A 24,056-nucleotide genomic window follows, 5' to 3' on the forward strand; every position below is an offset into this window, starting at 1 on the left:
CGGCGGGTGGAGGATGCTCTCCTGCAGCACGGTGCCGATACCACGATCTTCGGAGCATGCGAGACGGCCCACCGGGAGGCCGTCTGCGCGTGTCGTGTCCCCGGAGACGGAGTTCGTCTCCGGGGAGGGCAAGGTCTCGCGCCTTAGGCGGTTTTCTTGCGGACCACCGTGCTCGTCGGGTTCAGGCTTCCGATGTTGCCGCTCTCGGTGCCGGCGCTCGGGTCAATCACCGCATTGATCAGGGTGGGCTTGCCCGAGTCCATCGCGGCGTTGACGGCCTGGGAGAGTTCGTCCGGGGTTGTGACGTGGACGCCGATGCCGCCGAAGGCCTCCATCATCTTGTCGTAGCGCGAGTCCTTTACGAACACCGTGGTGCCTGGATCGCGGCCGGTAGGGTCGGTGTCCGTGCCGCGATAGATGCCGTTGTTGTTGAAGACCACGATGCAGACCGGCAGGTCGTACCGGCAGATCGTCTCGACCTCCATTCCGGAGAAGCCGAAAGCGCTGTCGCCCTCCACCGCCAGGACCGGCTTGCCGGTCTCGACTGCGGCAGCCACGGCGAACCCCATGCCGATGCCCATGATGCCCCAGGTGCCGACGTCCAGGCGCTTGCGCGGCTGATACATGTCGATGATACCGCGGGCGAGATCGAGGGTGTTGGCGCCCTCGTTGACGAGGATCGCGTCGGGCCGCTCCTTGACGATGGTCCGGAGTGCGCCTAGCGCTCCGTGGAAGTCCATCGGAGCAGAGTTCTTCTTCAGCTTCGAGGCCATCTTGGCGAGGTTCTCCTCCTTCTTGATCCGGATCGCGTCGGTCCAGGCCGTCGGGGGCGCCTGCCAGTTCTGGCCCATGCCGTCGAGGAGGGCGGTGACGCAGGAGCCGATGTCGCCGACCACCGGGGCAACGATCTCGACGTTCGAATCCATTTCCTTCGGCTCGATGTCGATCTGGATGAACTTCTTCGAGCCCGGGGCGCCCCAGGTCTTGCCCTTGCCGTGCGAGAGCAGCCAGTTCAGGCGCGCGCCGACCAGGAGGACCACGTCGGCTTCCTTGAGGACGAGGGAGCGTGCCGCACCGGCCGATTGCGGATGGGTGTCGGGGAGGAGGCCTTTGGCCATGCTCATCGGCACATAGGGGATGCCGCTGCGCTCGACGAGGTTGCGGATCTCCTCGTCGGCCTGGGCGTATGCGGCTCCCTTGCCGAGGACGATGAGCGGACGCTTGGCGCTCTTGAGCACGTCGAGGGCACGGGTGATGGCTGCCGGGGCCGGTAGCTGCGCGGGGGCCGCGTCGATTACCTTGACCAGTGACTTGGTGCCCGCCTCGGCATCCATGACTTGGCTGAACAGCTTAGCGGGCAGGTCGAGGTAGACGCCACCCGGACGGCCGGAAACCGCGGCGCGGATGGCGCGGGCGACCGCGATGCCGATATCGCAGGCGTGCAGCACGCGGAATGCGGCCTTGCACAGGGGTTTGGCGATAGCGAGTTGGTCCATCTCCTCGTAGTCGCCCTGCTGCAGGTCGACGATCTCGCGCTCGGAGGAGCCCGAGATCAGGATCATCGGGAAGCAGTTCGTGGTCGCGTTGGCCAGCGCCGTCAGGCCGTTGAGGAAGCCCGGCGCGGAAACGGTGAGGCAGATACCGGGCTTCTTGGTGAGGAAGCCCGCGATCGCGGCGGCGTTTCCGGCGTGTTGCTCATGGCGGAAGGAGATGACGCGCATACCGGCGGCCTGCGCGAGGCGGCCGAGATCCGTGATCGGAATGCCGGGCACGCCATAGATGTTGGTGATGCCGTTGAGCTTCAGGGCATCAATGACGAGGTGGAAGCCGTCGATCTGCTCGCCCGCATGATCGGACGTGACACCAACGCCGGTGGCGACGTCATGGACGGCCTGCGGGGATTCGGAGCCAGCGGTTCTATCCATCATGTTTCCTCCAGTTGGGGCGCTTCTTGTTGGGTGGCGCGCTATTTTTGAGTGTCTTCGAACGTTTGAGGTGGGCGTCGGACTTAAATTTAATCCGGAATGATCGGAGTTTTCGGCCGAGGCATCAGTCAGATCGCAACGATCTCTGCGGCTCACAGTCGAATTGCTCGACAACTCATATAGCCATGAGGCGTATAATCGTGAGTAAATCAGTCTTCAGCCGATCGATCACTTCGCATAATTGTACGCTGGGCGATGATCCGGTTCGAGGATTGTGTTAGGTGCAGTGCTGCCAATCGCGACCGGCCGGTTGTCAGTCCAAGAATGGTGGCATACCAAATACCAAGTGTCAAACCGGATCTGACCGGATCGCTCGCGCCCGGGATCGGTCATCAGCGGCAGCACCTCCGAGGCGGCCCCCGAATGAGAAAATCATTGCTTCCGGGAATACGAGCAACCGTTCGTCGTCACGCCTTGGTGAGTCGACGTAGCTATGTTGTTGTTGCAGGGGGGATATTCAGATCGTGTCCCGGCTCAATCGCCAAGGTTTCCTTGTGTTCCGGAAGCGGGTTCGGCATGTTCCTAATCAAATTGACGTCGCGTCAGCGTCCTAGCGATCGTTCCAGGTGTAAGCATGGTTGAGTCCACGACCTTTCAGATCAAGCCGCTCGCCGCGACGTCGAGCTTGCGTGCGCTTGCCTACGATGCGCTGAAGGAAGCCATCACCAACATGAACATTTACAGCCAGCGCGACGAGGTCCGGCTCGACGAGCGCAAGCTGTCTCAGGATCTCGGCGTCAGCCGCACCCCGGTCCGCGAAGCCCTCACGGTCCTGGAGCAGGAGGGGTTCGTCCGGTTCGAAGCACGTCGTGGTGTCTTCGTGATCAAGAAGTCGAAGAAGGAGATCGTGGCGATGATCCAGGCTTGGTCGGCCCTGGAGAGCATGGCTGCCCGGCTCGCTTGTGAGCATGCCACCGACGAGCAACTCGGCTGCCTGCGTATTCATTTCCCCGAATTCTATGAGGGGCGCCCGACCGATCACATGGACGAGTACTCGGATGCGAACATCCGGTTCCATCAGAAGATCATTTCGCTCGGCGGCTGCGAGGTGATCAAAGACATCACCAGCAATCTGCTGATGCATGTTCGCGGAATCCGGAACACGGCCCTGCGCCAGGGCGACCGGGCGGCGAACTCAATCAAGGAGCATGTCGAGATCATTCAGGCTCTGGAAGCACGGGATGCGGAGCGCGCCGAACGTCTCGTGCGCGAGCACGGCCTGGGCCTCGCCCGCCACGTCGAGAAGTACGGAGACTACCTCGACTGAATGCGTCGGGACGGCGGTCCCGCGGACGGCGGTTCCTCAGTAGCTCGGGACCAGCCGTTCCTCCGGCAGCGGCGCTTCCATGTGGAAGCGCAGTCCGCTCTCTGCATAGTCGATGGTTACGGCGGCGTTGCACTGCTGTGCCAGAACCCGCTGAAGCAGAGTCGAGCCGAAGCCCTTGCGCTGCGGTGGTGTCACCACCGGCCCTCCTGACTCCGTCCAGTCGAGGGTTAGGCGCCGTCCGGCCTCACCCGCTACGACATCCCATCTGACAAAGATCCGGCCACCCGGTTCGGAGAGGGCTCCGTGCTTGGCCGCGTTCGTGGTCAGTTCATGGAACGCCATCCCGGTCGGGACGGCGAGGTCGGCCGCCAACTCGATCATCGGTCCCTGGAGGCGGATGCGCTGGCTCTTGGCGTCATTGTAGGGGCTCAGCTCGTTCTCAAGCAGCTCGTGCAGTGGGGCCGTCTGCCAATAATCCTCCGTGAGGAGTGTGTGGGTCTTGCCCAGGGAGACGATCCGGTTGGAGAACGATTGGTAGAACGTCTCGACATCGTGGGTGGACCGCGCGGTCGCGCCGAGCAGGCCCTGTACCGTGGCGAGGGTGTTCTTCACACGATGATGAAGCTCTCGAATCAGCAGGGCTTGGCGCTCATGAGTCTTCTGGCGCTCGTCCAGATGGGCCGCTACCTCCCACTGCCGGCGCCGGGCGCGCAGGGCCGAACGCACTGCGTTGGCGAGTACCGCCGGATGGAACGGCCGCTCCAGCAAGGTCACATTGCCGAGCAGGCCGTTCAAGCGTTCGTCGGGTGAGGCGCCGCGATGACTGAGCAGGATAAAGGGAAAGTCGGACCAGGGGGGCTGGCGCTCCGACCATTCGGCGATCGCCCGTCGGTCTGAGCGCAGGAGCGCCTCTTCGGTGATCACCGCGCAGGCCGCGACATCGAGGTCTGCCACAAGGTCCGCCAAGTTCGCCTTGATCCGTGAATCGATGCCGACCTCAGCCAGAATCGCTGCAGCGATGCGCGCGTCCCGTCCGCTCGGCGCCAGGATCAGCGCGATGGGATCAGGCTGCGCCATGGGAGCCGGTTTGACTGTCGGTGATCTGTGCCGACGCAACGGGCCGGTCATCGAGAAGATCGGCGTGCTTCCCCTCGAAGGTTGGCACGCCGGTGAGCACGCCGCGGAAATCCTTGAGCACGGCCCCCACCCGGAGCCCCTGCGAATCGATTCTGAACTCTCGGATGGTATTCTCGTGCGGGCCGGTGCGCTTCTTCAGCACAGAGAGGGCGCGGCGTACGTGGCCGCCGGCCTCAAAGAAGCGGAGCATCACCACCGTGTCGCTGACATAAGTGAGATCGACCGGCGCCTCCATCCGCCCCACCATCCCGTGCTGGGCCAGCACTAGGATCGTCACCACGCCCTGCTGGTTCAGGTAAGTCGTCATCTCGTGCATCTGCAGCACCAGGTGCGGCTGCCCGCTCATGGCGCTCATGTAGCCCGTGAGGCTGTCGATCACTACGACGCGCGCCCCATCGGTCTCGACCGCATCGCGGATCCGCCCGGCGAAATCGCCCGCCGAGATATCGGCCGGGTCCATCTGTTCGATCCGCAGGCGTCCGGATTGGATGTGGGGGCCGATCGCGAAGCCGATTCCCGTAGCCCTCCGCTGGAGGATGCCGGAGGTCTCGTCGAAGCTGATGATCAGCCCATGTTCGCCGCGATCGAGGGCGGCCATCAGGTAACCGAGCGCCAGAGTCGACTTGCCGGCGCCCGAAGGGCCGATGATGAGGTTCGTGGTACCCCGGTCCAGGCCGCCGCCGAGGACCGCGTCCAGCTCAGGAACCCCGCAGGCGACCGTCCCAGGCTCGAACTCGGCATGGTGATCGGCGGCCACGAGGCGAGGGAAGATCCGAACCCCACCCCGCTTCAGCACGAAGTCGTGGTAGCCACTCTCGTAGGGGGTGCCGCGCATCTTGATGATGTGGAGCCGGCGGCGCGCAGCGCCGTAGGTCGGCGTCACTTGTTCCAGGCGCAGGACCGCGTGGCTGATCGAGTGCAGGTTGAGGTCGTCATCCTCGGAGCTCAGATCGTCGAGCATCAGCACGGTGGCGTTGTTGAGTAGGAAATAGCTCTTAAGCGCCAACACCTGCCGCCGGTAGCGCAGGGAGCCCTGCGACAGCAAGCGGATCTCCGACAGGCTGTCGAACACCACCCGGACCGGGTTCACGCGCTCGATCTCGGCCAGCGCCATCCGGACCGTTTCGCCGAGTTCGAGGTCGGACGAGTGGATGAGGGTCTGCTGCTGCTCCGAATCCAGGCTGAGCTCCGGCGGCACCAATTCGTAGATCTCGACGCCGTCCAGGGACCAGCCATGGCGCTCGGCCACTGAGAGGAGTTCGCGCCGGCTCTCCGAGAGGGTGATATAGAGGCCCCGCTCGCCCCGATTTACACCGTCGAGGAGAAATTGCAGTCCGAGGGTGGTCTTGCCACTGCCCGGCCGCCCCTCGATGAGATGAGCCCGCTGGGCCGCATAGCCGCCGTGGAGAATCTCGTCGAGGCCTGGCACGCCGGTCGGGATCGGCGCGGCGTCGCCGGCGACGGGGGTCTGCATGGATGAATCCGCAACGTGAAAATCGGATCCACCATAGGTGGGGGACCCCTCGGCGTCGCCGGTATTTATGCCACACCGCCGGGGTATGCGCCTCGCCGAGCGCCCGCCGTGCCCTCCGTGCAGGGCGAGTTCGGCCTCCGGTCATCGCCGCCGAAGGTTGCCCTTTGCAGAACCGCGAGGGCACCGTATCAGGGCCGGCCCTTGCCGCGCGGCCGCGAGATACTGCCCGCCTCGCATCTGTCCTTTCGAGCTACCGGAGTGCGGAGCCCCGATGCGCGAACCGAACGCGGTGGATTTCTGGCGGGGGCTGGCCCTCGTCACGATCTTCGTGAATCACATTCCCGGCAACACTTTCGAGCGCTACACCTATTCGCAGTACAGCATCTCAGATGCCGCTGAGCTGTTCGTCTTCCTGGCCGGCTGGTCGATCGGAATCGCCACGCGCAATCGTGATGGGAGCCCCGAGCCGCGGCTGAAGACCGTGCTGCGGCTGATGTCGCGCACCATCGAAGTCTACCGCGCTCAGATCACCACGATGGCCCTCGCCCTCGGCATGATTGCCGGCACGGCCCTGGTGCTCGATAACCCGTTGCTGCTCGAATGGCACAATGCTGGAGGCTTCTTCGCCGATCCGATCCAAACCATGGTCGGCTTCGTGCTGTTGACGCACCAACTGGGCTTCTTCAACATCCTGCCGCTCTACGTCGTGCTCCTCGGCATCGCACCCGTCTTCGTGCTGATCGGGCGCGTGAGCCGGAGCGCTGCCCTCCTCTTGTCCTTCGCGCTCTATGCCTCAAGCCTGGTGTTCGAGTGGAACCTGCCGTCCTGGCCGGGGGAGGGCGATTGGTTCTTCGATCCACTGTGTTGGCAACTTCTCCTCGTTCTCGGCTTCATCATGCAGGACTGGAGTCGGACCTCCCCCTGGCTGAAGCGCTGGTCGCGTCGGCTCGTCCCGGTGGGAGTGGTCATCGTTCTCACCGGTATCGTCCTGTCGGTGCTCGATCTCAGGCCGGATCCCCTCCTCGTTCCCGATCCACGCCTCGTCTTCACCTTTGACAAGACCTACTTGTCCCCGGCGCGGGTGATCCACTTCCTCGGCGTTCTCCTCGCCTTCCAGACGCTCTACGGATTCCTCGCCCCGCGACTCGGATGGATCACGCCCTTCCTCGCCAGTCTGGGGCGAAATTCGCTGGCGGTCTTCTCTGTCGGCTCACTGCTCAGCCTGGCCGCGCAACTCATACGGTTCTGGGCCGGCGGCGGTGTCGTTGTTGACGTTTTCGTCGTAGGGTCTGGCCTGTTCGCACTGGGTTTCACCGCATGGTTCGTCGAATGGCGCTCCCGAAAGCCGCGGGTCTCCTCGCCTTGAGCCTGGCCCTCCTCTGCCCCCTCGGCGGAGGCAGCGCCCGGGCGCAGGCGCCGGCGCCCCATCAAGAGCCCGCGAAGGTGGGAGGTCCGCCGCCGACCGTGGTGTCGCCTCCGAGCGTCGCCGCCGGTCAGGGGCCGGATGCAGAGGCCGTCGACGTGACCCTCTCGCCGGAATGCCGGGTGCCGGGCTCGAAGCTCTATACCCTGGCCCGCCTCGGCGCGGTGAAGGCGGCCCTCAAGGAAAAACGCCCGGTCCGCGTGCTCGCCATCGGCGCCTCGACGATGGGACTCGGGTCCTCCGCCACGTATCCGGTCAAGCTGGAGACCGCCCTCGAGCGCTCCCTACCGGATGTCGACGTGGTCGTGGAGAGCCGGGGCTTGCAAGGTGAGATCGCGTCGGGGGCAGGCGAGCGCCTGCGCAGCATGGTTGCGGAAGTGGAGCCCGACCTCGTCATCTGGCAGGTCGGCTCCCACGATGCCCTCGCCCGGGTCGATCTTGATGCCTTCGGCACGGCCCTCGACGAGACCGTGCAATGGATCAAGGGGCATGAGATCGACGTCGTACTGGTCAGCCCGGTCTATACCGCGAGTCTCGCCTCGGACGATTATTACACCAGCCTCGTGCGCAAGGTGCAGGACGTCGCCCTGCGGGAGGGTGTGCCCCTGGTGCAGCGCTACGAGGCGATGCGCTACCTCGCTCGCCGCAACGACAAGGGCGAGGGCCATCTCCTGGGCAGCCAGTTTCGGCTGAACGATCTCGGGTTGCGCTGCATGGCCGAGCACGTCACCCGCGCGATCACCCTGTCGCTGCTCCAGCCGGATCCGGCCTCGACGGGCAGCGCCGGGCGACCCGCCCTGACGTTGGCGCCGCCGAAGGAATCCGCCGGGACCAAGCTACCCGCGACGGCGCCCGCCGGGCCCTGAACCAAAGCCTTAACCGCTCGGCTTAACCGCGCCGCAATGGCGTAGGCCCTACACCGGTGTCGATCGGGCGGGGGCCATTCGGTGAGCACAGCGACGGATAGGATCGGAGCCGCCGGCGCGTGGAGCGCGTTGACGCGTCTGCGCGGTGGTGCCGCCGGGGCGGCGATCCACGTCTTCGCGATCCGCATCGGCGCCGCCGGCTTCGCCTATGTCGGGCAGGTGCTGATGGCGCGCCTGATGGGCGGCACCGAGTACGGAATCTTCGCAGCGATCTGGGTCTGGATCGCGATCCTCGGTCATTCGGCCACCCTCGGCCTGTCGCAGGGCGCCTGCCGGTTCATTCCGGCGGATCAGGCCCGGGGCGACCTGGCTGCCGTCCGCGCCTACCTCGTCGGCGGCACGACCGTGACCCTGGCGAGCGCAATGGCCGTCTCCCTCGGGGGGCTTGCCCTGGTCTGGGTCGAGGGCTCCCTGCTGGAGGGGCCCTATGCCGCCCCGCTCCTCGTGGCGGCGTTGGTGCTGCCGCTCTTCGCGCTTCAGGATTACTGCGAGGGCGTGGCCCGCGGTCAGAACTGGGCCGTGCTCGCCATCGCGCCCCCGTACCTGCTGCGGCAGGGTCTGATCATGGCCGCCATGCTGGCGGCCGTGGGATTCGGCGCCCCGGCGGAGGCGCGCGTCGCCGTCCTGTGCACCCTCGTGGCGACCGGGATCGCGGTGTCGATCCAGGCGGCCCTGCTGCTGCGGCGCCTTCAGGCGATCCTGCCCACCGGACCGCGCCGCTATGCCTGGCGGCGCTGGTTCCGCGCCTGCCTGCCGATCGCGGGCAGCGACCTCGCCACGTCCGCTTCGAGCTTCATCGACGTCGTCGTGCTGAGCCTGCTCGCCCCACCGGCCACGGTGGGGCTGTACTTCGCCGCGACGCGGATCCAGCAATTCGTGGTCTTCGTCCATTTCGCCGCCACCGCCGCCACGGCGCAACGCTTCACCGCAGCCCATGCGGCCGGGGATCGGGGGCGGCTCGCCGATCTGATCGCCCTGCAGGCGCGTCTCACCCTCGCGGCCACCACGCTCATCGGGATCGCCGTCCTCGCGGCCGCGCCCCTCCTGTTAGGCCTGTTCGGCTCCGAATTCCGGGACAGCCTGCCCATCCTCGCCGTCCTCGTTGCCGGGAGTGTCGCCGCCAGCGCCTTCGGTCCGGGTGAGGACCTGCTCAACATGCTCGGCGGAGAGCGCCTGGCCGCCGGCGTCGCCGTCGGCATCCTGGGTCTGGCCGGCGGCCTCTGCCTCATACTGGTCCCGGTGTTCGGGGTGATCGGCGCCGCCCTGGCGATGGCGCTCGCTACCGTGGTCCGAGCCGCCGCCATGGCCTGGGCGGCCCATGCGGTGCATGGCCTGGTCACGCCGGTCCGGATCGGTCTATTCGGGAGACGGGGTCGATGAGTGCCGCTCACGCCCGGCGGGTTGCGCCGGCCTATACCCACGCGATCACGTCGCTCGCGTCTCTCGGGCGGGAGGCGGCGGCTTGGGACGACCTTTCGGTCCGGGCGGGGAGGGCGCATCCCTTCTTCGGTCGGCACGTGATGCAGGCCCATCTGGCGAGCGGCCTGGCGTCCCCGGACATGGGCGTCGTCGTCGTGCACGGGCCGGAGCGCCTGGAGGCGGTTCTGCCGTTTCGCCGCTCCTACGATATCTGCGGACTCGGACGATCCGTGCTGCTGCCGTTCGCGTCGCCCTTCATCACCGCGTCCGCGCCGCTGGTGGCAGAGGGCCCGGACAGGTCCGCGATCCTGGCGGCCCTGGTCGAGGGCCTTGCCGCCGCTTCCGGCGGACGGGCGTGGCGCTGGCCGCTGCTCTCGGTCGAGGCGGCACCGGGCGACGACCTGATGGCCGCGATGGCGGAGGCCGGTTGGGATCTCGGCGAGGTGGCGCGGTTCGCCCGTCCAGTCCTCGACAGGCGCCCCGATCACGGCGCCTTCCTCGACGGGCATCCGCATCCCTCGCGGCTGAAGGATCTGCGACGCCGGCAGCGCCGCCTCGCCGAGGGCGGTGTGGTGAGCCTTCAGACCGTGACGCAGGGACCGGCTCTCGCCCGGGCGGTGGAGGGTTTCCTCGACGTCGAGGCCGCCGGATGGAAGGGAGCCGCCGGCACCGCCATGGCCTGCCGCCCGGCGCATGCCGCCTTCGCCCGCGCGCTGTTCCGGGCCGAGGGAGGCCCCGTGGACATCCGGGCCGACACCCTGAGCCGGGATGGGACGACCCTGGCCGTCAGCCTCGCCCTGGTGGCGGGCGGGACCGCCTACCTCTTGAAGACCGCCTATGACGAGACCGCCCGCGCCTTCGCGCCGGGCCTCGTCCTGGAGGCCGAGATCGTGCGGGCGCTGCATGCGGAGGGGTTCGCCGACCGCCTCGATTCCGCGACCCTGGCCGGTTCGGCCCTGGAGAGCCTCTACCGCGAGCGCGACACCGTCGCGGAGATCGTCGCCGTGCCGGAGAGGGCGCGCGGGCTGATCGGGCTGGAGCGGCGCCTCCGCCTCGCCCGCTTCGAGGAGACGGCCCGGGGCGAGGCGCGGCGGCTGCTTCGGCGCTGAGGGCGCGGGGCTCGGCGCAGAGCGGGGATTGTGACGTCCTGGCGAGTCCGTGCTACTGCGCCGCCTCGGCATGCCAGACAGGACCTACCATGCGCCGTCCCCTCTATGCCCTCACCGGAGCCTTGATCCTCGCCATGACTGCATCCGCATCCGCCGAGACCGTCACCACCCCCTCGGGCCTCCAGTACCGTGACGAGGTCGTGGGCACCGGCCCCGAGCCGAAGGCCGGCCAGAAGGTCAGCGTCCACTACACGGGCTGGCTCGACGACGGTGGCAAGCCGGGCAAGAAGTTCGATTCCTCGCGGGATCGCGGCACGCCCTTCACCTTCACCCTCGGCGCCGGGCAGGTCATCGCCGGCTGGGACACGGGCGTCGCCACGATGAAGGTCGGCGGCAAGCGCACGCTGATCATCCCGCCCGACCAGGGCTACGGCCCGCGCGGCGCCGGCGGCGTGATCCCGCCCAACGCGACCCTGATCTTCGACGTCGAGCTTCTCGGCGCCCGCTAGTATACCACGCCGGTCGCGTCGAGGTCGCGCGACCGGCGGCCCCGCGCCGCCTCAGGCGGCGGTGTCGGGTCGGGACTCCGGGTGCGCCTCGGGCGCGACCGGCCGGTAGACCAGGCCGACCTCGCCGGACAGGCGCGCGACGAAGGTGATGCCGGCGGCCTCCAGCGCGTTCCGGATGGCGGCGCGCGTCCGCGGCCGCAGCACGGCGCCCCCGCTCTCCTCGAATCGCTTGATGCTGGAGCCCGAGACCTCCGCGGCCGCCGCGAGGTCCGGGATCGACCAGTTGAGCATCGCCCGGGCGCTCCGGATCAGCGGCCCGGACATGTCGGCCAGCGCCAGGGCCGGGGGCTGGGTCATCATGCTGGCCGTGCTGGTCATGTCGATGACGAGGCCGATCCATTCCCGGACCGAGCGGTCGGGGTTGAGCACCGGGACGGCCCGGCTGCTGACCCAGCGGTAATGCCCGTCGGCGCGGCGCAGGCGGTAATTGGCTTCGTAGGGTTCGTGCCGGCGGAAGGCCGTCGCCCAGGCGCTGGCCGCGCGCTCCCGGTCCTCGGGATGGATCGCCGAGACCCAGCCGCCGGCATGCCACTCCTCCGGGGTCTGACCCGTCAGGGCGCACCAGCTCGGGGATGGTTGACGGACCCCGTCCGGGCTCATCAGCCAGACCACGGCCGCGATCGCCTGGACGAGGCCCTCGTAGCGCGCCTGATTGCGCAGGACCGATTGCGTGGTCTCGTGCCGGCTGGTGACGTCCAGGATCAGGCCGTCGGCCCGCACCGGACGGGCATCCGTCCCCAGCACCACGTTCCCCCTGAACTCGACCCAGCGCACGGTCCGATCCGGCCGAACGATCCGAAAGCCGCGATCGACCGGGATCCCGGTGCGCAGCGCGGCCGAGACCTCGTCGAAGATCGGGCTGTCCTCGGGATGGACCAGGGCGCGCAGCGCCTCCATCCGGGTGGTCTGCTGCGACAGGCCGGTGAGCCGCACGACGCCGTCCGACAGCGAGAGCACGCCCGAGCGGAGGTCGATGGACCAGAGCCCGATCTGGGCCAGCTCCTCGACCAGCCGGAGAATCTGGGCCAGCGAGGCGGGAACGGGCTGGCGCGGCTCCTCCCTCGGCACGGAAATTCCGGAACGGATCACACCCGCGGAAAACAAAGAATCATCTCTCATGACGATGTAAGGGCAGGCACGCGTTGCCCGAACCGGGCCGGATTATGAGACGCCATCGCTGCAAGTCCAGTTAAAAGCCTGGGCGCTACATTAAAATTCATTCACAATAGCTCTCAGATGCTTCCAATCCTAGGATGCGCTGCCGCGTCCAGGGGGGGGCGATCCCGGGGCGGAGCGCCGCCTCGGGGCGACGCGCCCCGCGCGGGCCAAAGGTCCCGCGCGGTCGGGAAACGCGTCTCGATCGCCCGGCGATCGGGGGATCTGATGGCCGCCGGACCCGTCTCCGATCGGCGCCGGCACGGTCGTGGGTCCTGCACTGGTTCTCGCCGGCACAAGGTCCGGCGTTTGCCCTCGACCGGCGTCGGAGACCCTGCGGCGGCTTCGGCGCACGAGCGGATGGCACCGCAGACGGACGCTGCGCCGGTCGGTGGGCCGGGCGCCCGCTGAAGGGGGCAGGACTTCTCTCCTCGGGTGGCCGCTGGCTTACAGTGGTTCCGGGCCTCCGCAGACAGATGATTGAGGGATGTGCCTGAAATTGACGCGTATCCAAAACTGAAAACCCCCAATTAAACCCTGAGTTGTCTTCAAGTCTTCGTGATGAGATACGAGCAGAGGATGGAAATAGCGCGAACGGATACGGTCGATCATTGACGAGCGGCTTCCCGAACGCCTTCCCGTACCCCATTTCGGATCGAGCCGGCCGGCCTGCCCTCGCTCTTGGCAGGGCTGCGTCGGCCGCCCGGGGGCGGCACCCGCGCCGCGCGGTGCCCGCAAAGCCTGACATCGACCGCCGGTCGTAGCGGCCCGCGCCCGATCCGGTCGTCCGGCCCTGGAAAGACGGGGAGCCCGATGCTCAAGTGAGGGCGCGGCGGCCATCGCGAGCGAATCGCGGGCCAGCGAAGAGATCGGCGACCCAGCGATGCGATCCAGCCACCGTCCCTCCGCCCCCAGCCGCCCGACGGGCCATCCCCGCCCGATCGCCGCGACGACCTGCCCGGATCGAACTGGCCCGGATCGAACTGGCCCTGATCGGGCCCCCCCGGGATCGATCGCGTCGACGCCCCCCGCAAGGACACGATGACCATGGCACTGGAACGGAACGCCGCCCTGTCCAGCCCCGAGGCCCGGGGGGCCCGCACGGACCTTCTCGGCGCCGCGGCCGACCAGGTCGTGGCGCAGGGCGGCCCCGGCGGCTTCGTCACCGACCTGTTCGGGCGCGTGCCGCCCGAGGACCTCGCGCCCTACACGGCGCAGGATCTCGCCGACCTCGCCCTGGCGGCCCGGGGGCGGCTGGCCGAGCCCCGGCACCCGGGCGCACCCGCCAACCTGTCCGTCAGCGACCGCGCCGTCCTGCGTGACGGCCGCACCCGCGACCTGACCATCGTCGAGGTCGTCAACGACAACCGTCCGTTCCTGCTCGATTCCGCCCTGGCCGAGCTGACGGAGCAGGGGCTGGCCCCCCACCTCGTCGCCCACCCGATCCTCGGCGTCGAACGCGACGGGGCGGGCGCCCTGGTCCGGGTGGTGGGGGAGACCACCGCCGACACCCAGGCCGGCTTCGCGCGGGAGAGTTTCATCCACATCCACCTCGACCGGCTCGATGCCGGCGAGGCCTGCACCCGCCTCGTCGAGGGCCTGGCCCGCGTGTTCCACGACGTCGCCCTGGCCACCGACGACCAGGACGCCATGACCGCCCGCCTGGCCGGCCTCGCGGAGGCCTATGCCCACGCCCCGCCGCCCCTGTCGGCGGCCGAGGTGGCGGAGGCGCGGGCCTTCCTCGCCTGGCTCGGCGCGGGGCACTTCACCCTGCTCGGCCTGCGCGAGCACAGCCTCTCCGGGGCGGAGCATGCCCTGGTGGAGGGCTCGGGCCTCGGCCTGCTGCGCGATCCGGGGGTGGCGGTGCTGCGGCGCGGGGGCGCCCTCGTGGACATGACGCCCGAGATCCGCGCCTTCCTCGAGGGGCCGCAGGCCCTCATCATCACCAAGGCCAGCGCCAAGTCCCGGGTCCACCGGGCCGCCCATCTCGACTACATCGCCTGCAAGCTGTTCGGCGCGGACGGCAGCCTCACCGGCGAGGTCGGCATCGTCGGCCTGTTCAACGCGAGCGCCTACACCCTGCCGACCCGCGAGATCCCCTACCTGCGCGAGACCGTGGCGCAGGTGGCGATGCGCGCGGGCCTCGATCCCACGAGCCATGCGGGGCGCGGCCTCCTCGACGTGCTGGAGACCTACCCGCGCGACGACCTGTTCCAGATCGACGCCGACCGGCTCTACCGCTTCAGCCTCGCCATCGCCCATCTCGCCGACCGGCCGCGCCTGCGGGTGCTCTCGCGGCCCGACCGCTTCGGCCGCTTCGTCTCGCTCCTCGTCTACGTGCCCAAGGACCGCTACGATTCCACCGTGCGGGCGCGGATCGGCGCCTACCTCGCCGGCGAATACGGCGGCCGGGTCTCGGCGGCCTACCCGTACTTCCCCGACGGGCCGCTCGCCCGCACCCACTTCATCATCGGCCTGCCCGAATCCGGTGCGCCCGAGCGCGACCCCGCCGCCCTGGAGGCCGGCATCGCCGCCCTGGTGCGCACCTGGGGCGACGAATTGCGGGTGGCCCTTTCCGAGACCCTGGACGGCCCGGAGGCCCGCGCCCTGGCGGCCCGCTACGGCGAGGCCTTCTCCGCGGCCTATCGCGAGAGCTTCGCCCCGCGCGTGGCCATCGCCGACATCATGACCGTGGAGCGCCTCAGCCCCGCGCGGCCCCGGGCGGCCGATATCGGCCGGCGCGCCGCCGACCCGGACTCGCAGATCCGCCTGAAGGTGTTCTCGCGGGGCGCCTCGCTCTCCCTGTCCGAGCGGGTGCCGGTGCTGGAAAACCTCGGATTCCGGGTCATCAACGAGCGGACCTACCGCATCCTGCCCCCCGGCGCCGACGAGGCCGGTCGGGTCTGGCTGCACGACATGCTGCTGGAGCGCGCCACGGGGGCGGCCATCGACCTCGGCCGCCTCGAGACCCTACTGGAGGAGGCCCTGCTGGCGCTGGGCACGGGGCTGGCCGAATCCGACGGCTACAACCGCCTCGTGCTGGAGGCCGAGCTGCCCTGGCGCGACGTCGCCCTGCTGCGCGCCCTCGGCCGCTACCTGCGCCAGCTCCGCATCCGCTACGGCCAGGACTACCTCGCCGCCACCCTCAGCGCCCATCCGGGCGTGGCCCGCGCCCTGGTCGCCCTGTTCCGGGCCCGGTTCGACCCCGCCGCCGCCGGCGACCGGGAGGCGGCCCAGGGCGCGATCCGCGCCGGGATCGAGACGGACCTCGCCGCCGTGACCAGCCTCGACGAGGACCGCATCCTGCGCCGCTTCGTCAACCTGATCGAGGCCGCCCTGCGGACCAACTTCTTCCAGGTCGCCCCGGGCGGCGGGCGGCGCGAGGCCATCGCCTTCAAGTTCGCCTGCGCCAAGGTCGCCGGCATGCCGTTGCCGCGCCCGGTCTTCGAGATCTTCGTCTATGCGCCGCGCGTCGAGGGCGTGCACCTGCGCTTCGGCTACGTCGCCCGCGGCGGCCTGCGCTGGTCCGACCGGCCGGAGGATTTCCGCACGGAGGTCCTCGGCCTGGTGAAGGCCCAGCAGGTGAAGAACGCCGTGATCGTGCCGGTGGGCGCCAAGGGCGGCTTCTTCCCCAAGCGCCTGCCGCCGGCCTCGGACCGGCAGGCCTGGATGGCCGAGGGCACCGAGAGCTACCGGATCTTCATCCGGACCTTGCTCGAACTCACCGACAACATCGTCGGCGACGCCATCGTGCCGCCGGCCGACACGGTGCGGCACGATCCCGACGACGCCTACCTGGTGGTGGCCGCCGACAAGGGCACCGCCACCTTCTCGGACATCGCCAACGCCCTCTCGGCGGAGCGCGGCCACTGGCTCGGCGACGCCTTCGCCTCGGGCGGCAGCCAGGGCTACGACCACAAGGGCATGGGCATCACGGCCCGCGGCGCCTGGGAGGCGGTGAAGCGCCACTTCCTCGAGATGGACATCGACACCCAGAGCGACCCGATCACGGTGGCGGGCGTGGGCGACATGTCGGGCGACGTCTTCGGCAACGGCATGCTGCTGTCGCGCTCTCTGCGCCTCGTGGCGGCCTTCGACCACCGCGACATCTTCCTCGACCCGAACCCCGACGCCGCCGCGAGCTTTGCCGAGCGCCGCCGCCTGTTCGATCTCGGGCGCTCCTCCTGGCGCGACTACGACACCGGCCTGATCTCGCCCGGCGGCGGCGTCTATGCCCGCAGCCTGAAGACCATCCCGGTCTCCCCCGAGATCCGGGCGGTGCTCGGGCTCGCGCAGGACGCGGCGACCCCGGCGGAGCTGATGCAGGCGATCCTGAAGGCGCCGGTGGACCTGCTCTGGTTCGGCGGCATCGGCACCTATATCCGCGCCACCGCCGAATCCGACGAGGAGGCCGGCGACCGGGCCAACGACGCGGTGCGCATCACCGGGGCGATGGTCCGGGCCAAGGTCATCGGCGAGGGCGCCAATCTGGGGGCGACCCAGCGCGGGCGCATCGAGGCGGCCCGCAACGGGGTGCGCCTCAACACCGACGCCATCGACAACTCCGCCGGGGTGAACACCTCCGACGTGGAGGTGAACATCAAGATCGCCCTGATGACCCCGGAGCGCGACGGCCGCCTCGACGGGCAAGCCCGCAGCGCCCTCCTGGTGGCGATGACCGACGAGGTCGCCGCCCTGGTGCTGCGCAACAACCAGCTCCAGACCCTGGCGCTCTCGCTGGCCCAGCACCGGGGCCTGCCCGAGACGGGCTTCGCCATGCGGACGATGCAGGCCCTCGAGGCGGAAGGGCGCCTCGACCGCGGCGTGGAGCTGCTGCCGGACGATGCCGCCATCGCGGAGCGGATGCGCAAGGGGGAGGGGCTGACCCGGCCCGAGTATGCGGTGCTCCTCGCCTACGCCAAGCTCGCCCTCTACGACGCGCTCCTGGCGAGCCCGGCCCCGAACGACCCCTATTTCGACCGGGAGCTGCAGCGCTACTTCCCCGCGGCGCTCCGCCAGCACTTCCCCGACGCGGTCAACGGCCACCGCCTGCGCCGGGAGATCATCAGCACCGCCCTCTCCAACATCATCGTCAACCGCGGCGGGCCCTCCCTCGTCACCCGCCTCGTGGAGGAGACCGGCGCCGATGCGAGCGCCATCGCCAAGGCCTACGCCATCACCCGCGACGCCTACGGCCTGATGGAACTGAACCTCGCCATCGACGGGCTGGCCGGCGCCATCGGCGGTCAGGCGCAGATCGCCCTCTACGCCGAGGTACAGGACCTGCTCGTGGGCCGGATCGTCTGGTTCCTGCGCAACCTCGACCTCTCGGGCAGCGTCGCGCCCCTCGTGGCCCGCTACCGCGAGGGCATCAGCGCCCTGCAGACGGCCCTGCCGGAGGTGATGGGGGAGGCGGTGAACGGGCGGCGCGCCGCGCGCGAGACCGAACTCGTCGGGTTCGGCATGGCCGAGGCGCCGGCCCGGCGCCTCGCGGCCCTCACCACCCTGACCTCGGCCCCCGACATCGTGCGGATCGCCGAGACCGGCGGCGGCGCGATCCCCGAGATCGCCGCGACCCACTTCGCCCTGGACCGGGCCCTCCGGCTCTCCGACCTCGCGGCGGCGGCCCGGGAGGTCGCCACCGGCGACACCTACGACCGCATCGCCCTGGAGCGGGCCGTCTCCACCATCGCCACCGCGCATCGCCAGCTCACCGCCGAGGTCGTCGGCACGGTGGGCGCCGGCCCCGAGGCGGTGGCGGCCTGGAGCCGGAGCCGCGGCGCCGCCCTCGACCATGCCCGCGCCACCCTGGCGGCCGTGACGGCCTCGGGGCTCACGGTCTCCAAGGCGACGGTGGCGGCGAGCCTGCTGGCCGATCTGGCGCGTCCCAAGGGCGCTGCGCCCCAGGGCTGATCCCGGGAGGTCGGCGCGGGCCTAGCGGGCGAGGACGCGGGCCGCATCCTTCGTGGTCCCGACCGCGCGGGAGACCTGGCCGATCGAGTGGCCGATCGCCTGGATGTTCTGCGAGATCGCCGCGACCGCGCTCGCGGCGTGCTGCATGTTGCCCGACATGTCCTGGGTGACGACGCTCTGCTCCTCCACCGCCGCCGCCGTGCTGATGGCGTATTCGCGCATCTGCGCCACCGAGGCCTGGATGGTCTGGAGCGAGTCGCCCACCTGCCGGGAGACCGCCTGCACGTTGTCGATCTCGCCGGTGATCTGCTCGGTGGCCCGCGCCGCCTGGTTGGCGAGGTTCTTCACCTCCTGGGCTACCACCGCGAAGCCGCGGCCCGCCTCGCCGGCCCGGGCCGACTCGATCGTCGCGTTGAGCGCCAGCAGGTTGATCTGGCCGGCGATGGTCTGGATCAGGCCGACGATGCCGCTCATCGCGCCCGCGGCCTGGGTGAGCTTCTGGGTCGCCTCGGCGGCGGCCACCACCTGGCCCTGCGCCGCCTCGGTGGCGATCCGCGAATGGGCCATGCTCTGCGAGATCTCGGCGACGGAGGCGGCGAGTTCCTCGGAGGCCGCCGCCATGGTCTGGACGTTGCTGGCGGTGGTGCTGGCCGCGGCGTCGGCGTCCCGCGTCTGCGTGTTGGAAAGGAGCACCGCCCCGTCGATCTCGCCGAAGTTCTGGGCGATCAGCCGGCGCAGGTTCTCGAGGAGCGTCACCTGCGCGGTGATGTCGGTGGCGAACTTGACGACCTTGTAGGGCCGTCCGCCGGCATCGAGGATCGGGTTGTAGGAGGCCTCGATCCAGACCTCGCGCCCGCCCTTGGCGACGCGCTTGTACTGGGCGGCCTGGTAGGTGCCCTCGCGCAGCCGGTCCCAGAACTCGGCATAGGCGGCGCCGTCGCGCTCCGCGGGCTCCACGAACATCCGGTGATGCCGGCCGACGATCTCCGGCAGGGTGTAGCCGACGGCGGCGAGGAAGTTCGCGTTGGCGTCGAGCACGGTGCCGTCGAGGGAAAAGGAGATCACCGCCTGGGCCTTGTGCAGGGCGGCGAGCTGGCCCTGCACGTCGGCGTCCTGCATCTTCTGCCGCGTGACGTCGGTGGCGAACTTCACCACCTTGTAGGGCTTGCCGGCCCCGTCGAGGATCGGGTTGTAGGAGGCCTCGATCCAGACCTCGCGCCCGCCCTTGGCGATGCGCTTGTACTGGGCGGCCTCGTATTCGCCCCGGCGCAGCTTGGCCCAGAAGGCGGCGTAGGCGGGGCTGTCGCGCTCGGCGGGGGCGACGAAGAGGCTGTGCGGCTGCCCGCGGATCTCGGCCAGATCGTAGCCGATGACGGCGAGGAAGTTCGGATTGGCGGTGATCACCGTCCCATCGAGGTTGAACTCGATGATGCCCTGCGACTTGTCGAGGGCCGCCAGTTTCGCGGCCGTCTCGGCGGTCGTCCTCGTCCTCAGACCCAGCATCGTACGCCCCAGAGTCAGAACCCCGGAAGGGCTCAGGTCGCAGTTCTCGGTCATCGCGCCGGATGAGTCCGCTGCTGCGCACAGAAACTCCGACACAAAAATTAAAGATCAGAAAATTCGTGCGCTCCCACAACCGATTGGGCAACCATTCGTGCTTCGCGTGACCCGCCTTGTCCGGGCAAAAGCCCCGGAACGCGCGCTTCATCTTGTCGAGCGCCCGTCGTTGCCGCATCGGACGTCGGCGACCACTTCGGAATCCTTGGAGCACGCGCCCCCGGTGCTGCCGGCGTCCCGGAGGCGACAGCGCCCGCGGTTTGTCCCACCGGCGCGGCGATAATGCGCTCCGGCCGCGGCGAGGCGTGTTGGAACTCGCGGGCGGTTGGTGTATGAGCCTGCCCCAAGTGCAGTTTCTGCGCCGATTCGAGGCCGTCTGATGGACGTCCCGCCCGGGGGAGATCCCGGGTCCGGGACGTTTTGCAGTTCGCGTCGCGGGGCTCCGGGCGGGTCTCAGGGTCGGCGCCGCCCAACAAACACCGTTTCAGAGGATTGAAACCGTTGCAGGTACTCGTTCGCGACAACAACGTCGACCAAGCCCTCCGCGTCCTGAAGAAGAAGATGCAGCGCGAGGGCATCTTCCGCGAGATGAAGCAGCGCAAGGCCTACGAGAAGCCTTCCGTCCGCAAGGCTCGTGAGAAGGCCGAGGCCGTGCGCCGCGCCCGCAAGCAGGCCCGCAAGACCGCGATCCGCGAGGGCCTGATCGCCGCGCCGAAGCCGAAGCCCCGTTTCGGCGCCGGTGCGCCGCGTCGTCCGGGCGGTTCGCCGTTCGCGCCGACCGCTCCGACCGTGCTGCCGCCCGCCGGCAACGCCTGAGGCGCGAGACGGCCCGCGACGGCCGCGGTGCGCATTGCACCGGCCGTCGCCTGTCATGGACATACGGAAAAGCCCGGTCGCCTTGCGGCCGGGCTTTTCCGCGTTGGGGCGAGACCCTCAGGCGGCCCGGGCCGCCACCGTCGCGTGCTCGGCCTGGACCAGCACGTCGAGGGCGCGCCAGGGCTTCGGCATGTAGACCGCCTGGGCCGGCAGGGCCTCGACGCCGCGGGCATCGCCGCCGGAGGTGAGGACGACGCGGACATCCGGCCAGCGCCGCCCGACGGCGCTGGCCAGGGCGATCCCGTCCATGCCGGCGCCCAGCCGCACGTCGGCGAAGAGCAGGGCGACGTTGCCGCCGGCGCGCTCCAGCACCGAGATCGCGGCCTCGGCCGTGTCGCAGGCGATGACGTCGAGGTCGCTTTCCTCCAGGACCGCCGTCGCGAGGTTGCGGACATCGGCGTCGTCCTCGACCACGAGGGCGATCGGGCAGGGGGCGTGTGAGCGGTCCATGAAGTCTCCTCGTCGGGCGTTTGGGTGGCGAACGCGCGGAATGCAGGGCGGGACGCGGTACGCGGGCGGCACGGAGCCGCCGTCCGCGTCCCAGCCTTGTCCAATCGAATGACTGATTCTCGTCAGGTGATGCTGCGCCGCCACGGTGCGGGGGGCAAGAGTCCGAATCCATGTTCCGGCCATGCGGTTCCCGCATCGATGATCGCGTTCGCCGCCGCATTCCCGCCGGGCTCGCATGGTGAATGGGCTGCGGGCCGCCATCGACCGGGCAGGGCCCGGGCCCAACGGTGCGCCTCTTGCATCACGGGTTCTGCAGGAGGCCGGGCCCGTGGCGCGCGTTAACCATTCGTTTACTACGTTAGCGTGAATATCATGGTCGTGCGGATCGCACAGGTTGTATAAGGCGGACGCTGCCCGAGGGCGGCGACCGGGTCGGTCGAATCGTCGAGATCAGGGGGTGTTCGTCCGTCATGTGCCGCTTTCTCGCCTATTCCGGTGAGCCGGTCTTCCTGACCGACCTCGTCTGCGCACCGACGCACTCGCTGGTCCACCAGTCGCTCCACGCGGCCGAGGCGAAGACGGAAACCAACGGCGACGGCTTCGGCATCGGCTGGTACGGCGAGCGGGTCGATCCGGGCCTGTACCGCGACGTCTGCCCGGCCTGGTCGGACGAGAACCTGGTCAACCTCTGCCAGCAGGTGCGGGCGCGGATGTTCTTCGCCCACGTGCGGGCCTCCACGGGCACCGCCACCACCCGGGCGAACTGCCACCCCTTCACCCATGGCCGCCACCTCTTCATGCACAACGGCCAGATCGGCGGCTATCACCGCATCAAGCGCCGCATCGAGGCGCTGATCCCCGACGCGCTCTACGACGACCGGCGCGGCACCACCGATTCCGAGGCGATCTTCCTGCTGGCCCTGGGCAACGGCCTCGCCGAGGACCCGATCGGCGCCATGCACAAGACCCTGGCCACGGTGCGCGAGCTGATGCGGGCGGCCGAGGCGACCGAGCCCCTGCGCTTCACCGCCGTCGTCACCGACGGCGACACCCTCACGGCCTTCCGCTGGGCCTGCGACAGCAGCCCGCCCAGCCTGTACTACCGCCAGACCGAGACCGGCCTCGTCGTGGTCTCCGAGCCGATCGACGGCTGCCGCGACGGCTGGAAGGTCGTCCCCAAGGGCGGCACGCTCCAGGCCCGCCGCGGCGGCCCGGTGATCGTCACCGGCCCCGAGGCCGTGGCCGCGCGCACCGCCGCCTGACGACGCCCCAGCCCTCCCGGATAAGGGTTGCGGCCTGCGTGCGAAGGGCGGACAACCCCGCTCGATTACCATGCGGGAGACGCCGATGACGTATCCGAACGTGACGCTGCACATCGCCGGGGCCTGGACCGACGGGGCCGGCGCGGAGACCCTGCCGGTGCTGAACCCGGCCACCGGCGAAACCCTCGGCACCCTGGCGGTGGCGACGCGGGCCGATCTCGACCGGGCGCTGGCGGCGGCCGAGCGGGGCTTCGCCGCCTGGCGGAAGGTCTCGGCCTACGAGCGCGCCAAGGTGCTGCGCCGGGCCGCCGATCTCCTGCGGGCGCGTGTGGAGGACATCGCCCGCCTCATGACCCTGGAGCAGGGCAAGCCCCTGGCCGAGGCGCGGGTGGAGATCCTGGCGGGGGCCGACGTCACCGACTGGTTCGCGGAAGAGGGCCGCCGCGCCTACGGCCGGATCATCCCGGCCCGCGCCGACGGCGTCGTGCAGATGGTGCTGCGCGAGCCGGTCGGCCCGGTGGCGGCGTTCACGCCCTGGAACTTCCCCATAAACCAGGCGGTGCGCAAGGTGGCGGCCGCCCTCTGCGCCGGCTGCTCGGTGATCCTGAAGGGACCCGAGGACACCCCGGCGAGCTGCGCGGCGATGATCCGGGCCTTCCTCGACGCCGGCGTCCCGGGCGACGTGCTCTCCCTGGTCTACGGCGATCCGGCCGCGATCTCCGGCTACCTCATCCCACACCCCGTCATCGCCAAGATGTCGTTCACGGGCTCGACCCCGGTGGGCAAGGAGCTCGCCGCGCTGGCGGGCCGGCACATGAAGCGGGCGACGATGGAGCTCGGCGGCCACGCGCCAGCGATCGTGTTCGGGGATGCCGACGTCGAGACCGCCGTGGCGGTGCTCGGAGCCAACAAGTTCCGCAATGCCGGCCAGGTCTGCGTCGCCCCGACCCGGATGCTGGTGCACGAATCCGTCTACGACCGGTTCCGCGATGGCTTCGTGGCCTTCGCCGAGGGGCGCAAGGTCGGCGACGGGCTCGACCCCGAGACCACCATGGGTCCGCTCATCCACGCCCGGCGCCTGGAGGCGATGGAGAGCCTCTGCGCGGACGCGGTGGCGCAGGGCGCCGAGCTGCGCACCGGCGGCCAGCGCATCGGCAACCGCGGCAACTTCTTCGCGCCGACGGTGCTCTGCGACGTGCCGGCCACCGCCCGCATCATGAACGAGGAGCCCTTCGGCCCGGTGGCGCTGATCCAGCGCTTCTCCGACGACGCGGATGCCTATGCCGAGGCCAACCGGCTCCCCTACGGCCTGGCCGCCTACGCCTATACCCGCTCGGCCTCCCGCGCCGTCGAGGTCGCGGCACGGGTCCAGAGCGGCATGGTGGGCATCAACCACCACGGCCTCGCCTTCCCCGAGACGCCCTTCGGCGGCGTCAAGGATTCCGGCTACGGCAGCGAGGGCGGCTCGGAGGCCCTGGAGGCCTACCTGACCACGAAGTTCGTCAGCCAGGCGAGCGTCGGGGCGTAGGGGGGT

Annotated in this window: 16 protein-coding genes; 10 read left to right on the forward strand and 6 right to left on the reverse strand. The window is 69.6% G+C overall.

What is annotated here, in order from left to right:
* Positions 1–143 precede the first annotated feature (143 nt).
* Positions 144–1,928, reverse strand: coding sequence for an oxalyl-CoA decarboxylase (gene oxc / locus ASF18_RS20250; RefSeq protein ID WP_244472781.1), 1,785 nt, complete (start codon positions 1,926–1,928; stop codon positions 144–146).
* 631 nt (positions 1,929–2,559) lie between these two features.
* On the opposite strand from oxc, the gene ASF18_RS20255 reads away from it, so the two are divergent.
* A complete protein-coding gene (locus ASF18_RS20255) occupies positions 2,560–3,252 on the forward strand; it encodes a GntR family transcriptional regulator (protein WP_056216554.1) in 693 nt (230 codons plus the stop codon).
* A 36-nt stretch (positions 3,253–3,288) separates the two neighbouring features.
* Here ASF18_RS20255 and ASF18_RS20260 read toward each other — a convergent pair whose 3' ends face one another.
* Positions 3,289–4,329: a sensor histidine kinase gene (locus ASF18_RS20260; RefSeq protein WP_056277910.1), complete on the reverse strand. Its 1,041-nt coding sequence runs from the start codon at positions 4,327–4,329 to the stop codon at positions 3,289–3,291.
* Positions 4,316–5,863: an ATPase domain-containing protein gene (locus ASF18_RS20265; protein WP_056277913.1), complete on the reverse strand. Its 1,548-nt coding sequence runs from the start codon at positions 5,861–5,863 to the stop codon at positions 4,316–4,318. Before ASF18_RS20265 ends, ASF18_RS20260 begins: the two co-directional genes overlap by 14 nt.
* Positions 5,864–6,134: 271 nt before the next feature.
* Here ASF18_RS20265 and ASF18_RS20270 point away from each other — a divergent pair, with 271 nt between their 5' ends.
* The 5 genes from ASF18_RS20270 to ASF18_RS20290 all read left to right on the forward strand — a co-directional run bounded on the left by ASF18_RS20270 (position 6,135) and on the right by ASF18_RS20290 (position 11,249).
* Entirely contained in the window at positions 6,135–7,229 is a 1,095-nt protein-coding gene (locus tag ASF18_RS20270; protein WP_056354653.1) for an OpgC domain-containing protein, read from the forward strand.
* A complete protein-coding gene (locus ASF18_RS20275) occupies positions 7,193–8,152 on the forward strand; it encodes a GDSL-type esterase/lipase family protein (RefSeq protein ID WP_056354656.1) in 960 nt (319 codons plus the stop codon). The genes ASF18_RS20270 and ASF18_RS20275 overlap by 37 nt, the downstream gene beginning before the upstream one ends.
* 129 nt (positions 8,153–8,281) lie before the next feature.
* On the forward strand, positions 8,282–9,592 hold the full coding sequence (locus ASF18_RS20280) for an oligosaccharide flippase family protein (protein ID WP_244472782.1): 1,311 nt from the start codon (positions 8,282–8,284) through the stop codon (positions 9,590–9,592).
* On the forward strand, positions 9,589–10,740 hold the full coding sequence (locus tag ASF18_RS20285) for a GNAT family N-acetyltransferase (protein ID WP_056354659.1): 1,152 nt from the start codon (positions 9,589–9,591) through the stop codon (positions 10,738–10,740). The genes ASF18_RS20280 and ASF18_RS20285 overlap by 4 nt, the downstream gene beginning before the upstream one ends.
* 89 nt (positions 10,741–10,829) lie before the next feature.
* Positions 10,830–11,249 carry an FKBP-type peptidyl-prolyl cis-trans isomerase gene (locus ASF18_RS20290; protein WP_056216539.1) on the forward strand — a complete coding sequence of 140 codons (420 nt, stop codon included), beginning with the start codon at positions 10,830–10,832 and terminating at the stop codon, positions 11,247–11,249.
* A gap of 51 nt (positions 11,250–11,300) precedes the next feature.
* Here ASF18_RS20290 and ASF18_RS20295 read toward each other — a convergent pair whose 3' ends face one another.
* Positions 11,301–12,377, reverse strand: a complete 1,077-nt coding sequence (locus ASF18_RS20295; RefSeq protein WP_056216537.1) for a PAS domain-containing protein — start codon at positions 12,375–12,377, stop codon at positions 11,301–11,303.
* Between the two features lie 1,134 nt (positions 12,378–13,511).
* On the opposite strand from ASF18_RS20295, the gene ASF18_RS20300 reads away from it, so the two are divergent.
* Positions 13,512–18,377 (forward strand): NAD-glutamate dehydrogenase, encoded by a 4,866-nt coding sequence (locus ASF18_RS20300; RefSeq protein ID WP_056355251.1) that lies wholly within the window; start codon positions 13,512–13,514, stop codon positions 18,375–18,377.
* A 21-nt stretch (positions 18,378–18,398) separates the two neighbouring features.
* Here the strand turns inward: ASF18_RS20300 and ASF18_RS20305 are convergent, their stop codons facing one another.
* Positions 18,399–19,880, reverse strand: coding sequence for a PAS domain-containing methyl-accepting chemotaxis protein (locus tag ASF18_RS20305; RefSeq protein ID WP_056354661.1), 1,482 nt, complete (start codon positions 19,878–19,880; stop codon positions 18,399–18,401).
* A gap of 555 nt (positions 19,881–20,435) precedes the next feature.
* Between ASF18_RS20305 and rpsU the strand changes: the two genes are divergently transcribed.
* Positions 20,436–20,750, forward strand: coding sequence for a 30S ribosomal protein S21 (gene rpsU, locus ASF18_RS20310; RefSeq protein WP_055957071.1), 315 nt, complete (start codon positions 20,436–20,438; stop codon positions 20,748–20,750).
* A gap of 117 nt (positions 20,751–20,867) precedes the next feature.
* Here the strand turns inward: rpsU and ASF18_RS20315 are convergent, their stop codons facing one another.
* Entirely contained in the window at positions 20,868–21,260 is a 393-nt protein-coding gene (locus ASF18_RS20315; RefSeq protein WP_056216533.1) for a response regulator, read from the reverse strand.
* A 470-nt stretch (positions 21,261–21,730) separates the two neighbouring features.
* On the opposite strand from ASF18_RS20315, the gene ASF18_RS20320 reads away from it, so the two are divergent.
* Together ASF18_RS20320 and ASF18_RS20325 are read left to right on the forward strand one after the other, a co-directional pair.
* Positions 21,731–22,522: a class II glutamine amidotransferase gene (locus tag ASF18_RS20320; RefSeq protein ID WP_056354664.1), complete on the forward strand. Its 792-nt coding sequence runs from the start codon at positions 21,731–21,733 to the stop codon at positions 22,520–22,522.
* A gap of 85 nt (positions 22,523–22,607) precedes the next feature.
* Positions 22,608–24,050 (forward strand): NAD-dependent succinate-semialdehyde dehydrogenase, encoded by a 1,443-nt coding sequence (locus ASF18_RS20325; RefSeq protein ID WP_056354667.1) that lies wholly within the window; start codon positions 22,608–22,610, stop codon positions 24,048–24,050.
* Positions 24,051–24,056: the final 6 nt, after the last annotated feature.

The organism is Methylobacterium sp. Leaf89 (genome assembly GCF_001422215.1).
GTDB lineage: Bacteria > Pseudomonadota > Alphaproteobacteria > Rhizobiales > Beijerinckiaceae > Methylobacterium.